The 12,747-nt window shown below is 59.1% G+C and carries 12 protein-coding genes; 10 read left to right on the forward strand and 2 right to left on the reverse strand.

Going from position 1 to position 12,747, the window contains the following annotated elements; all coding sequences use genetic code 11:
• Positions 1 to 4 precede the first annotated feature (4 nt).
• From VV088_RS14280 to VV088_RS14325, 10 genes are all read left to right on the forward strand, one after another.
• Positions 5 to 772 (forward strand): DUF4253 domain-containing protein, encoded by a 768-nt coding sequence (locus tag VV088_RS14280; RefSeq protein WP_334601360.1) that lies wholly within the window; start codon positions 5 to 7, stop codon positions 770 to 772.
• A 10-nt stretch (positions 773 to 782) separates the two neighbouring features.
• Positions 783 to 1,769: a M42 family metallopeptidase gene (locus VV088_RS14285; protein ID WP_334601361.1), complete on the forward strand. Its 987-nt coding sequence runs from the start codon at positions 783 to 785 to the stop codon at positions 1,767 to 1,769.
• A gap of 153 nt (positions 1,770 to 1,922) precedes the next feature.
• Complete coding sequence (locus VV088_RS14290; protein ID WP_334601362.1) at positions 1,923 to 2,690, forward strand: hypothetical protein; 768 nt, start codon at positions 1,923 to 1,925, stop codon at positions 2,688 to 2,690.
• A gap of 84 nt (positions 2,691 to 2,774) precedes the next feature.
• Entirely contained in the window at positions 2,775 to 3,899 is a 1,125-nt protein-coding gene (locus VV088_RS14295) for a glycosyltransferase (protein ID WP_334601363.1), read from the forward strand.
• Positions 3,896 to 4,993 (forward strand): phosphodiester glycosidase family protein, encoded by a 1,098-nt coding sequence (locus tag VV088_RS14300; RefSeq protein ID WP_334601364.1) that lies wholly within the window; start codon positions 3,896 to 3,898, stop codon positions 4,991 to 4,993. Before VV088_RS14295 ends, VV088_RS14300 begins: the two co-directional genes overlap by 4 nt.
• Before the next feature lie 12 nt (positions 4,994 to 5,005).
• On the forward strand, positions 5,006 to 6,331 hold the full coding sequence (locus tag VV088_RS14305; protein WP_334601365.1) for a hypothetical protein: 1,326 nt from the start codon (positions 5,006 to 5,008) through the stop codon (positions 6,329 to 6,331).
• Positions 6,332 to 6,436: 105 nt separating this feature from the next.
• Entirely contained in the window at positions 6,437 to 7,378 is a 942-nt protein-coding gene (locus tag VV088_RS14310; protein WP_442913177.1) for an L-lactate dehydrogenase, read from the forward strand.
• A 170-nt stretch (positions 7,379 to 7,548) separates the two neighbouring features.
• Positions 7,549 to 7,656 carry a small, acid-soluble spore protein, alpha/beta type gene (locus VV088_RS14315; RefSeq protein ID WP_334601367.1) on the forward strand — a complete coding sequence of 36 codons (108 nt, stop codon included), beginning with the start codon at positions 7,549 to 7,551 and terminating at the stop codon, positions 7,654 to 7,656.
• A 255-nt stretch (positions 7,657 to 7,911) separates the two neighbouring features.
• The gene (locus tag VV088_RS14320; protein WP_334601368.1) at positions 7,912 to 9,261 is read left to right on the forward strand and encodes an ATP-binding protein; all 1,350 of its coding nucleotides are present in this window, start codon (positions 7,912 to 7,914) and stop codon (positions 9,259 to 9,261) included.
• 25 nt (positions 9,262 to 9,286) lie between these two features.
• On the forward strand, positions 9,287 to 10,936 hold the full coding sequence (locus VV088_RS14325; RefSeq protein WP_334601369.1) for an SWIM zinc finger family protein: 1,650 nt from the start codon (positions 9,287 to 9,289) through the stop codon (positions 10,934 to 10,936).
• Positions 10,937 to 11,409: 473 nt separating this feature from the next.
• Here the strand turns inward: VV088_RS14325 and VV088_RS14330 are convergent, their stop codons facing one another.
• Complete coding sequence (locus VV088_RS14330; RefSeq protein WP_334601370.1) at positions 11,410 to 12,438, reverse strand: ATP-binding protein; 1,029 nt, start codon at positions 12,436 to 12,438, stop codon at positions 11,410 to 11,412.
• Entirely contained in the window at positions 12,435 to 12,719 is a 285-nt protein-coding gene (locus VV088_RS14335; protein WP_334601371.1) for a hypothetical protein, read from the reverse strand. The genes VV088_RS14330 and VV088_RS14335 overlap by 4 nt, the downstream gene beginning before the upstream one ends.
• Positions 12,720 to 12,747 lie beyond the last annotated feature (28 nt).

A 12,747-nucleotide genomic window follows, 5' to 3' on the forward strand; every position in this document is an offset into this window, starting at 1 on the left:
TTCGATGCACGGAGAACACACGATTGAAGAACAGGTGGAGCAGCTGAAGGAGTATCTGGGCTGTCCCTGCACCTACTATCCTCCTTCCAATGACTGCCAGCTGATGGGCTCCGACTTCTATCAGGCCCGAGCCCGTGGAAAAAAGGAGGGCTTTGTCCCCATGCTGATCGCGGTGGACGAGCTTCTGCTGGAGTGCTTCGAGCTCAACGGGGAGGACAAGAGTGCCGAACAGGCGCGGCAGGAGCTGCTGTCCGCCCCGCTGGAGTCGGGGAAGGAGCTCCTGCAAAAATGGCTGAGGGAAGCAAAGGAGGGCTGGGCGGAGGCCGACCCCGAATTCTATGCCAACTGGGACGCCCATGTGATCGGCGAGGTGTCCGGCGGCGAGAAAATCGACCGCTTTTTGAGCCTTTGGGACTATGACGGAAAACAAACCATTCCCATCGTTCTGGCTGAGATTCCGGTCAAACATCCCTGGGAGGTCTTCGCTTACCTGCCCTTCGGCGGCTGGAACGAATGTCCCGCCGCCGAGGAGCACATGGCGGTGGCCAAGTACTGGTTCGAGAAGTACGAGGCCGTCCCCGCCCTCATGACCCCCGATGTGCTGGAGTACACCATCCCCTTTGGCACCTCTGTCCCCAGCTGGCAGGCCCTGGACCTGGCCCTGGAGCAGTACGCCTACTGCAACGACATTGTGGACCAGGGGGTGGAGACCGTTGGGCGGCTGGCCGACGGCCTGATGAAATCTCATAACTGGTATTTCTGGTGGGATTGAGGAGGAAAGCATGGAACTGATTGAAATTTTACGGACTTTGAACCAGGCCCACGGTCCCTCCGGGGACGAGGGGGAAATCCGGGAGAAGATTGCGGAGCTGGCCCGGCCCTTTGCCGATGAGCTCACCGTTGACACGATGGGCAGCCTGATCGTCCATAAAAAGGGGGAAGGCCCCCGGGTGATGTTTGCCGCCCACATGGACTCCATCGGCTTTATCGTCACCCACATTGAGGAGGAGGGCTTCCTCCGGGTGGGCAGGCTGGGGGGCGTTGTCCCCAAGGAGGCGGCCTACAGCGCGGTGCGGTTCAAGAACGGCGTGCGCGGGGTGTTTGTCCCCGAGGAGAAGGCGGACTTCGGCCGGCTGAAGCTGGACGAGTGCTTCCTCGACATTGGCGCAAAGGACGAGGCGGACGCCAAAAAACTGGTCCAGGTGGGGGACACCTGCATCTATGACCAGCCCCTCCACGTCCAGAGGGAGCGGGTGACCTCCCCCTATCTGGATGACCGCCTGGCCTGCGCCGTGCTGCTGTGCGCCCTGGAGCGAATTGAGAGGCCAACCTGCGACCTGTATCTGGTGTTCACCGTGCAGGAGGAGGTGGGCCTGCGGGGGGCCAAAACCGCTGCCTGGCAGGTGGAGCCGGAGGTGGGCATTGCGGTGGACGTCACCGATGTGGACGACACGCCCGGCTCGGAACGGTGCGGCACCACCCGGCTGGGCAAGGGAGCGGCGGTGAAGGTGATGGACTCCTCCATCATCTGCCACCCGGAGGTCGTGGCCCGGCTGGAGGAGCTGGCGCGCCGGGAGGAGATCCCCTTCCAGCGGGACATCATGCGGGGAGGCGGCACCGACGCTGGAGCCATCCATACTACCCGGCTGGGGGTGAGGACCGGGGGGATCTCCATCCCCTGCCGCTATATCCACACCCCGACGGAGACCGCCAGCCTCCAGGATGCGGCGGCCTGCGTCCGGCTGACGGTGGCTTTTGCCCAGCAATAAACGGCCAGGAACCGGAAATTTGGATACTTTTCCCGTTTTATGTCTTGCAAAAAAAGAAGTTATCTGGTACAATACTAAAATGTCCGAATATTTGGGCACAGATGCAATACTCGGCCGGGCCAAGGCGGCCCGCAGCAAGGAGAATGAAGACACATGGATAAGAAACAGAGAGAAGCACGCCGCCAACAGGAAGATATCGCCCTGCAGAGAGGTCTGCTGTGGGTGGTGGGAGCCGTGGTGCTGGAGGTCCTGCTGGTGCTGCTCAACCGCTTCTATATCAATTACTCCCTCAGTGAGGCCGGAGTCAACACCTTCCTCGCCCTGCATGAGGTGCTGAAGGCGGCGCGCATCGCCGTGCCAGTGGCGGCTCTGGCGGCCCTGCTGTGGACGGCCTGGCAGCTGAAGCAGGGGAAGAAGTATGCCCTGCCCCTGATCGTGACCATTGCGCTGGCCGCCCTCTCCATCTGCGTCCACGTGGCCGTCAAGTACCGGGCGGACGGCATGTCGATGCTGTATTGGCTGGTGATCGCCTGGGCGGTGCTGGCGATGGTGTTCTATATCTACCAGCGGGAGTTTTTCCTGGCCGCGTCCGCCTGCGGCATGTCGGTGCTGGCCCTGTGGTTTGTGCGCTTTGGCGCTTCCGGCCGGCCGGAGGCCATTCTGCTGGCCGCTGCGATTATCGTGGTGGGCCTGGCCTCGCTGTGGCTGAAGAAGAACGACGGCGCGCTGGGCGGTGGAGAGACCTTCCGCTTCCTGCCTAAGGGGAGCTCCTACAGTGTGCTGCTGGCCACCTGTCTGGCCAGCTTGGCTGCTGTGGCCGCCGCGATGCTGGCCGGCGGCATGGTGGCCTATTATCTGGTGTACGTTATGCTGGCTTGGCTGTTTGCCCTGTTCGTGTACTACACCGTCAAGCTGATGTAAGCTGTTGGAATACCCAGACCTCCCCGCTGTCCGGTGGGGAGGTTTTTCACATCCGCCGCGGCGAAAGCAAGGAGAGAGAAGCACATGGAGGAGCAGGAAAAAAGAGACTCGGTGGCGGTGGTGGTGCCGTCGCTGAACCCCGACCGGCGGCTGCGCTCGACGGTGGAGGGCCTTCTGTCCGCTGGCTTTACAGACGTGATCCTGGTCAACGACGGCAGCAGTCCGGAGACGCTGGAGCATTTTCAGGCGCTGGCCCACCTGCCGGAGGTCACCCTTCTGTCCCATGCGGTCAACCGGGGGAAGGGGGCGGCGCTGAAGACCGCCTTCTCCTGGCTGTTGGAGCACCGGCCCTTCTGCGCCGGGGTGGTGACGGTGGACGGTGACGGACAGCACCACCCGGAGGATGCGGCGGCCTGCGCCCGTCAGATGCTGGCGGAGGAGCGGGTGATCCTGGGCTGCCGGGACTTTTCCCGGCCCGAGGTGCCGCCCCGCTCCCGGATGGGCAACCGGATCACCAGCGCCGTCTTCCACATTTTCTGCGGTATGAAGATCTCCGACACCCAGACCGGTCTCCGGGCGATTCCCCGCCGGGACCTGGCAGTGATGGCAGCGGTGGCCGGAGAGCGGTATGAATATGAGACCAACATGCTGCTGGTCCTGAAGGACCGGCACATCCCCTATGGCGAGGCGCCCATTCGCACCATTTACCTGGAGGAGAACCGGGGTTCCCATTTTCACGCCGTGCGGGACTCCTGGCGAATCTACCGGCTGATCCTGGCCCATTTTTTCCGCTACACCCTCAGTTCCCTGGCCAGCGCGGCTGCGGACACCGGGCTGTTCGGCCTGCTGTCCTTTCTTTTGGCGGGACTGCTCACCGGGGCGGCCCTCACCGCGGCGGCGGCGGCCGGAGCGCGGGTGCTGTCCTCCCTGCTGAATTTCTCCCTGAACCGGTGGGTGGTGTTCCGGGGGGGAGGCCCGCTGGGCCGGTCCCTGATCCGGTATTACATGCTGGCCCTGCCCATGCTGCTGGCCCAGTTCCTGCTGACCGAGGGGGTCTTTCGGGCCGCTCGCATCAGCGACCGGCAGACCCTCCTGCGGACCGCCGTCTACGCGGCGGTCATGACGGCGCTGTTTGTGGGCAGCTATGTGATCCAGCACCGCTGGGTGTTCCAGGCAGGTAAGACAGAGGAAAGGAAGCCTTCTACATGAGTGAAACGAATCAACGTCAGGGCCGCCGTGAGGCGCCCGGCACGCCCCGGCGCGTCCTGCGCTGCATCGGGCGGACGCTGCTGGCCGTCCTGTCTGTGGCGGCGGTGCTGCTGGCGGGGCTGTGCATGATTATGGATGAGGTCTTCAACGGCCCCTCTGAGACGGCCCGGAACCGGCTGACTATGTCCCTGCTGGAGGCCAGCGCCACCAAATGGGTGCCGGCGGTGTTCGTCGGGCAGGAGACGGTGGATCAGATCCAGGCCAAGGTGGCTGCCGACCTGCCAGAGGGACAGTCCGATCCCACCCAGGTGGTCATCCGCAGAGAGGGGGGGCTGGAGGACGACGAGTGGGCGGAGCACCCCGATGGCCTGCGGGTGGAGGAGGTCCATGGTGATACCTACAACGCCTACGTGATGCTGATCCGGGACCCGGCCCGGGTGTACCTGTCCCCGTCCTCCAAGAGCTACTCCAAAAGCAGGCCGGGAACCCGGATCACCAAGCAGATCGAGACGGAGGGCGCAGTGGCGGCCATCAACGGCGGAGCCTTCTTCGACAATGGCACCATCAGCCCGGAGGTGGGCAGCGTGCCCTGCGGCCTGGTGGTGTCCCGGGGGGAGGTGCTGTGGAACGACGGCAGCTCCTACTACGGCTTTGCCGGCTTCAATGAGGACGATATCCTGGTGGTGTCAAAAAAAATGTCCGCCGCCGAGGCCAAGGAGGCCCGCATCCGGGACGGCTGCTGCTATGGCCCTGTGCTCATCAAGGACAGCGCCGTCAACGAGGAGGCCTACAACACCAACTCCGGCTACAACCCCCGCACCGCCATCGGGCAGCGGGCCGACGGGACTGTGATCCTGCTGTGCGTGGACGGCCGTCAGGCGGGCAGCCTGGGGGCCACCTATGCCGATGTCATCGACGTTATGGTGGAGTACGGCGCGGTCAATGCCTGCAACCTGGACGGAGGCTCCTCCACTGTGATGCTGCTGCGGGATGAGGAGGGGCAGGTGCAGACGGTGAACAATGTCTCCCTGCTCCAGGAGGAGCCCCGGCGGATGCCCACCTTCTTTATGGTGCGGCCGCTGGACGGGGAGTGAGGAGCGTACGGCATGGAACAGAAGAGAAAACGAAGTGTTTTTTATTGGGTGCTGCTGGGGATACTGATCCTGCTGCTGCTGGTGTTTGTCTATATCCGCTTTGGCCTGCTGCGGCCCTGGCTCACCCGCTATGAAGCGTCCCAGCCCAAGCATGTCAGCCAGGAGGTGTTTGACGACCTCTTTTCCCCCGCCGACTGGGGCCGGGTGTTTGACCTGGCCGGGCTGGAGGGGGACCGGGAGCGGTTTGTGGAAGCGCTGGAGGAGCTGATGGCGGGCCAGGAGCTGACCCTGGTGGAGACCTCCGCCGGGCTGTCCGGCGACCGGCGGTATCTGGTGAAGTCGGGGACGGACAGCGTGGCCGCCTTTACCCTGACCGGCGAGACGGAGGAGAAGACAGCCGCCTGGAAGCTGGGTCAGGTGGAGCTGCTGCTGGAGCTGCCCTCCAACACCCTCCTGGTCCGGACCCTGGACAGCCATCGGGTGCTGGTCGACGGCGAGGAGCTGGGGGTGGACTGCCAGGTTCAGCTCACCGAGACGGCGGCGGAGCGGTACCTCCCCGAGGGCGTTTTGGGCCGGCGGACCATCCTGTGGCAGACCCGGGCGGGGACAGCCGGAAATGGCGGGGTGACCGTCCTGGACGCAGACGGAGAAACGGTCCCCCTGGATCTCGACCCGGAGACGGGCGTCTATACCGTCAGGGAGACGGCGGAGGAGCCCACCGATGAGGAGTATGCCGCGCTCACCGGCGCGGCGAAGAGCTACGCCCGGTATATGATCCGGCAGGGGGACGCCGCCCAGCTGCGCCGCTATTTTGACAGCAGCAGCGCCATCTATCAGACCATCTGCTCCAGCGAGATCTGGATTCGCCAGACCTCCGGCCACACCTTTTCCAACGAGAGGGTGAGCGAGTTCCAACGCTATGGGGAGGATATCTTTTCCGCTCGGGTGTCCATGCACCTGGACGTCCAGCGGGGGAACGGCTCTGCCAAGCCCTATGAGATCGACAGCACCTTTTTCTTCCATAAACAGAACGGCGGCTGGCGGGCCTTTGAGATGACCAATATGGACGTGCAGGAGGAGATCGTCCATAGCCGTCTGGTTTTTATGGACGGCGAGCAGGAGCTGGGACGGCTGTTCGTCTCCTCCGGGGAGCGCAGCTTTACGCCGCCCGCTGTGGAGGAACGTCCAGGCCAGCACTTCGCCGGCTGGGCTACCCGGGGACAGGAGGGGGGCAGCGTCACCATGACTCTCCAGTTCCAGCCGAAGGAGGATGGGACCGTCACCCTTCCGGCGGGCCTGACGCTGGAGCCCATGACCCTGTATGCGGTTTTTGAATGAATGAAAAAAGCGGACAGTCCGTATGGACTGTCCGCTTTTTATGCATACTGAGACCAGCGCGGTCCGCAGGACCGACTTGATAAAAAAGGAGCGGATAGCTTGACGATCAATTACAGAAAGGCGGCCATCGTGGGCTGCGGCTTTGTGGGCGCGTCCATCGCGTTTCGCTTTTTGCAGCAGGGACTGTTTTCCAATCTGGTCCTGCTGGACGCCAACCGGGACAAGGCGGAAGGGGAGGCCATGGACCTGAGCGACGGCCTGCCCTACGGCGCTTCCATGGAGATCACCGCCGGGACCTACGACGACATCGCCGACTGCGGGCTGGTCGTGATCACCGCCGGGGTGAACCAGAAGCCCGGCGAGACCCGGCTCCAGCTGATCGAGCGCAACGCTGTCATCATGCGGAGCATTGTGGAGGAGATCAAAGCTCGGCCCTTTGGGGGCATTCTTCTTATCGTGTCCAATCCGGTGGATGTGCTCACCCATGTGGCCAGGGAGCTGTCAGGCTATCCCAAGGAGCGGGTCATCGGGTCTGGGACGGTTTTGGACACCGCCCGGCTGAAACAGCTGCTGGGGGAAGAGCTGGGGGTGGACAGCCGCAATGTTCACGCCTTCATTGTCGGTGAGCACGGCGACAGCGAGCTGGCTGTCTGGAGCGGAGCCAATGTGTCCGGTTTGAATCTGGACGATTTCTGCCGCCTGCGGGGAAAGGAACTCCATGAGGCCAGCAAGGAGCGCATCTATCAAACCATTCGGGACAGTGCCAACGAGATCATCAAGCGTAAGGCGGCGACCTACTATGGCATTGCGATGGCGGTAGGACGCATAGCGGAGTGCATTGTAAAGGACGAGCAAGCGGTGCTGCCCATCTCGGTGGGGCTGGAGGGAGAGTACGGCTTGGACCACGTGACGCTGAGCATTCCGTCCATTGTGGGCAAGAACGGCCTGGAGAAGATCTTGGAGATCCCGCTGGGGGAGTCCGAACGGTTGGCGCTGGACCGCTCCGCCCAACAGCTGCAGGAGGTCATCGCTGGGCTGAAGCTGTAAGCGGACCAGCCTCGTGCAAAGCGGGCGCGGTGTTTGTATGATGGAACCAGAACTAGTAAATATAGGCAGGTCCCGTTGTGGTATATCTCCGCAGTTCAGGGCAAAGCTATAAGCGGATGTTCCATCCAACACAAACAGGAAAAACAAAATGAAAAAAGGAGAGACGAGTTATGTCTAACAGTAATAGCAGTAAGATCATGGTTCCCAACGCCCGTGAGGCCATGGACAAGTTTAAGATGGAGGCTGCCAACGACCTTGATGTAGCTGCACCATCTTAAAAAAGCAAAAGCGAATTAGAGAAGACTATGACGAAATATTACTTAAATTGGTGAATCGGCCCATAAAAGCCGGCCTGTCGCAAAGAAATGTGACAAGCCGGCTTTTATTCCCTCTTATTTTTGTGAATCAAATCAGAAATTGGCTCATGTTTTAGGCGAAATAGGAAAAAATTCGCTCATTTTTTGCGGAACAGTTGTAATTCTTCCCCCATCGGAGTATACTATAGCCAATAATGCGGATGGAGGGAAGTGCCTATGCGCTACTTGAAACGGAAAATCGACTTATTTCTGGCAGAGTGGAAAGCCGCCCCTAACCACAAACCGTTGATTGTCAAGGGACCCCGGCAGGTGGGCAAGACGGAGTCGGTCCAACGTTTTGCCCAAAGCAGCTACGAAAATGTGATCTATATCAATTTCGTAGAGGAGCCCAAGTACAAGCTCATCACAGCCGACGGCTATAAGACGGACGAGATCATCAAGAATATTTCCCGCCTGGACCCGGGCAAGCGATTTCTGCCAGGAAAGACTCTGCTCTTCTTTGACGAACTCCAGGAATTCCCCGATATCGCCACCGCACTGAAATTCTTTTCCATTGATGGCCGCTTTGATGTGATCTGCAGCGGGTCCATGCTGGGGATCAATTACCGGAAAATCGAGAGCAACAGCGTGGGCTACAAAACAGACTACGAGATGTATTCCATGGATTTTGAGGAATTTCTCTGGGCGAAGGGCTATGACGGCGGTTTTGTAGACGACCTGTTGGAGCATATGCGGACGCTGACGCCTTTCAGCGAATTGGAACTGTCCGTCTGCAATTCGCTGTTCCTGGATTTCTGCATCCTGGGCGGGATGCCGGCGGTGGTGCGGGAGTATGTGGAGCGGGGTACCTTTGAGGGCTCTCTGGATATTCAGCGGCAACTCATTGCCGACTACAAGGAGGACATTCGGAAATACGCCGAGGGGCTGGATCAGGGGCGCATCCTCAACGTATTTAATCAGATCCCGCCTCAGCTGGCTAAGGACAGCAAAAAATTCCAGATCTCCAAGGTGGCCTCCGGGGCCAGGTTTAAGGACTACCGGGGGTGCATCGAATGGCTCAGCGATGCCGGGATGGTAAATATCTGCTACTGTCTGAATTTCCCGGAGCTGCCGCTGAAGGGCAACTATGAGGAGACCAAGTACAAGCTGTATTTTGCCGACAGTGGCCTGTTGGTGGCCATGCTGGACGAGGAGGCCCAGGAGGATCTGCGGGCCAATAAAAACCTGGGGGTGTACAAGGGCGCACTCTATGAGAACATCGTGGGAGAGGCGCTGGTGAAAAGCGGCTGTGGGCTGTACTACTACAAACGGGAGGATTCCACGCTGGAGGAGGACTTTTTTGTCCGCACTGCCTCGGAACTGATCCCGGTGGAAGTCAAAGCCACCAACGGCAGGGCCAAGTCCCTGCGCACGCTGATCTCCAGCGAAAAATACAGCGATATTTCCCACGGAATCAAGCTCACTGGGGGAAACATTGGATACAGTGATAATATCTATACGTTTCCATACTTCTGCGCATTTTTACTGAAGAGGTACTTGAAGTCGGGAAATGAAATGACATTATAGGAGAACGGAGTTGGAGACGATGCAAATGGGATCCTGGAAGAATTGGTTCCAGCCCCACATTTTGGAGCGGGGCCGGACCTACTTTGAAGAGGGCCGAGTCTCAGACCTGGAGCGCACTGAGGACGGCTACATCGCCACTGTGGAAGGCACAGAGGAATATGAGGTGGAGATCCTGCTGGAAGGAGATACCATTGAGGATATGCTCTGTGACTGCCCTTATGCGGAGGATGGAAATGCCTGTAAGCACATGGCGGCGGTCCTGTTTGCGATATCTGCCGCCGAACCGTCCAAGAAGAAAGCCCCAGCAAAAAGGGAGCGTCTGACTCCCGCCGGTCTTGTGGAAAAAATTCCTGACAGCCAACTCCGTCCGCTGTTGACAGAATTGGTATCCGCAGATGAGAAGCTTTACAGGGCGCTGCTCCTTCGATATGGGGAAACATCTCTGGATGAATGTATAAAGACGCTGAAAAAAGAGCTGGCCTCCATCGGAAACCAGTACGCTGACCGCCATGGCTATATCAACTACAGAGAGGCGGATGATTTTGAGTGCGATATGGCTGATTTCATTGGGCGGCAGACACAGACACTGCTGGAGCGGGGTGAACCCCTGCTGGTGCTCCGGGCAGGGATAGATGCGCTACGGGAATTTGCGAGCTATGAAGTTGAGGAGGGTTGCAGCTATATAGATGACGCTATGGATACGATGCTTACGGACATATTTTGTACCTGTAAAGAAGACACCGTTTCAGAGATGTTTGACCTCCTCCTGAAATGTGCAGAATCAGGCAGAGAACACTGGAAGGTCCAAGACTTTGCAGAACAGGCGATTTTCTCCCGGTTTTCCGGAGAAATGTTTGACAGGAAAAAGCTGGAGCTGATAGATAGACAAATTGCGGACCTTGAGGTTTCCGGCAAGCAAGGTTATTCCAGAGAATATGAGATGGAACAGCTGCTGACACGCCGTTTTGATTTGATGAAAAAGCTGTCCTTGCCGAAGGAGGAACTGGACGCCTTTTTAGAACGGTACACAAACTATTCTGATATCCGTAAGCTGCGTATCCAGCAGGCGCTTGAGGACGGGAAGATGGACGAGGCCATTCGTCTGCTGGAGGAGGGTAAGTCCGCCGGCCGTGACAAGCGGGGGCTGGTAGCGGAGTACAGCGAATGGCTGATGAATCTGTATGAGCAGCAGGGGCAGCGGGACAAGCTGATTGCGGAGCTGGAGTATCATGTCTTTGTTCTGTCCTCCGGCGGTATAGAGATGCTGAACCGCCTGAAGAAAGCGTGTACGCCGGCGCAGTGGATCGAGTACAGAGAGCGGTATCTTTCCGGGCGATCTTACCACAAGCTGGATCTTATGGAATCCGAGGAGCTTTGGGAACGCCTGATGAAAGCGGTTGCTACGGCTGGGCATCTTTCCATTCTGGACCGCTATGAAGCGGCTCTGAAAAAGCGGTATCCAAACGAACTGCTGGAGGCATACGCTTGTATCCTAACGAAAGAAGCGGCCACGGCATCCAACCGAAAGCGGTATCAGGAGTTGGCGCACTATCTGAAAAAACTCAGGAGCTATCCGGACGGGGCAGAGCGAGCGGCACAGCTGGTGGGGGACTGGCGCGCTCGGTATACCCGCCGCCGGGCCATGATGGAGGAACTGCGGAACGCGGGATTTTAACTGTATCATTGTCATATGGCGCTTTTGGCGCTATAATAGCTTAGGACAGGAGGTGTTCCCCATGAGCTGCCACAATGTCAGTGCCAATGATAAAATGAAAGAAAACGCCGAGGAAAAAATGTAGTTTTGTGGCGGAGGTGAAGGGAAAAGGATAGACTCCCAATCAGGGCGAGAAAGAGCCCGGAAAGGGAGTCAGGAAATGCAAGGAGCACAGTGGATGGAAATCCGAAGCGACAGACAAAAAGGGCTGAGCTATGTGGAGCTGGGCCGGAAGTACCACATGGACCCGCGAACAGCAAAGCGGTACGCGGAATCGCCGCAGAAGCCGGAGTACACATTGAGCGAACCCAAGCCAACAAAGATGGACCCGTACAAGCAGATCGTGGACGAGTGGCTGGAAGAGGCGCCGTATTCAGCGCTGCGGATATTGGAGAAGCTACGGGAAATGGGATTTGACGGGGGCTACAGCATCGTCAAGGCGTATGTGAGCAGCCGGAAGATGGACTTGAATGAGAAAGCAACGGTGCGGTTTGAGACGATGCCCGGAAAGCAAGGGCAGATGGACTGGGGATTCTTTGAGGATCACCTGGTATACGAGGTAATATCGGGGTGACACCATCCCCATCCTCCTCAAAGGAGAAGTCGGAGATGTGGGTCCCACCGGCGAAGGTCTTGGGGACCTTGATAGCCAGGATATCCACCGCCCTTTGGATCATCCGCTCACTGATACACCCCTCCCCGTTGAGCAGAGCCTGGACCTGGGCCTCCCGGAAAATCTTCACGATGTATGCCGGGATCCCCGCCGAGTGGTCATACAGCTTATTGGCCATCTTTTCCGTCAGGGGAGCGGAGGAGGGCGTCAGCTGGTAGGGCCAGAGCTGTTCCAGGAAGGAGCGGTAGGCCCCGTCTGGTTTCAGCGGCAGCAGGCGGATTCCCCTGGTGCGGCGTTTCAGGTGCTCCTGACTGATAAACAGATCCTCCGCCTCCGGGGTCCCCACAAAGTAAGTGGCAGTCCCGGTATCGTTGGTCAGCTCCACCAGGAACTTGATCAGCGGCTTCACCTGCCGGTTTTTCCGGGCCGTGAGGACCGCGTTCTGGATCTCATCCACCAAAATCAATCCCACATGGTGGGTTATGCAGAGAATCTTCACCTGGGTAGCGATAGCAGAAACGGAGATGGACTTCATCAGGGTCAGGCGGTTCAGGTAATCGGAGGCAATGGCTCGGTCTAATACCGCCAGGATGTTGAAGGCCAAGGTCTTGATGGAGCAATCACTGGGACACTCCACCCTGAGATATAAGACCTGCTTGCAGAAGAAGGGGTGGCCTTGGTACTCGGTGTGCTCGATCACCTGGGGGAGCAGCCCCAGAGACCTTTGAACTGTAACCGTCTTCCCGATGCCGGGCACTCCCAGAACGGAGCCGGTATCCGCCTGAGCTACAAAAAAGGCCGCCCCTAGCCCCTGGAAGATAGCGTTGGTCTGCCTGGCCCCATCAATCACCGTCCGGGTGGTGTAGGTTGTCCGGATAGCCCGGTAGAGCTGGTATAAATGGCGTACATGTAGTCCATGGGGATGAAGACTGTGGAGAGGATCGGGAGGGCCTGTCTCCGCTCCTCCGAGGTTATGGTTCCAATGTTATGTGGGATTGGTGGGGACCCGTTCACCTCAGCTAGAAACTCCTCCCGCCCAACCATCTCGGGCATCGCAGCCAGAAATGGATTGTCCGCTGGGGCATTGTCGTAGATGCCCCCCACGCTCTGTCCCGCCGGGTATTTCCTCATGTTGAATCCCTCCCTTGAGCCTGCTTCA

It is taken from the genome of Lawsonibacter sp. JLR.KK007, from assembly GCF_036941135.1.
Lineage (GTDB): Bacteria > Bacillota > Clostridia > Oscillospirales > Oscillospiraceae > Lawsonibacter.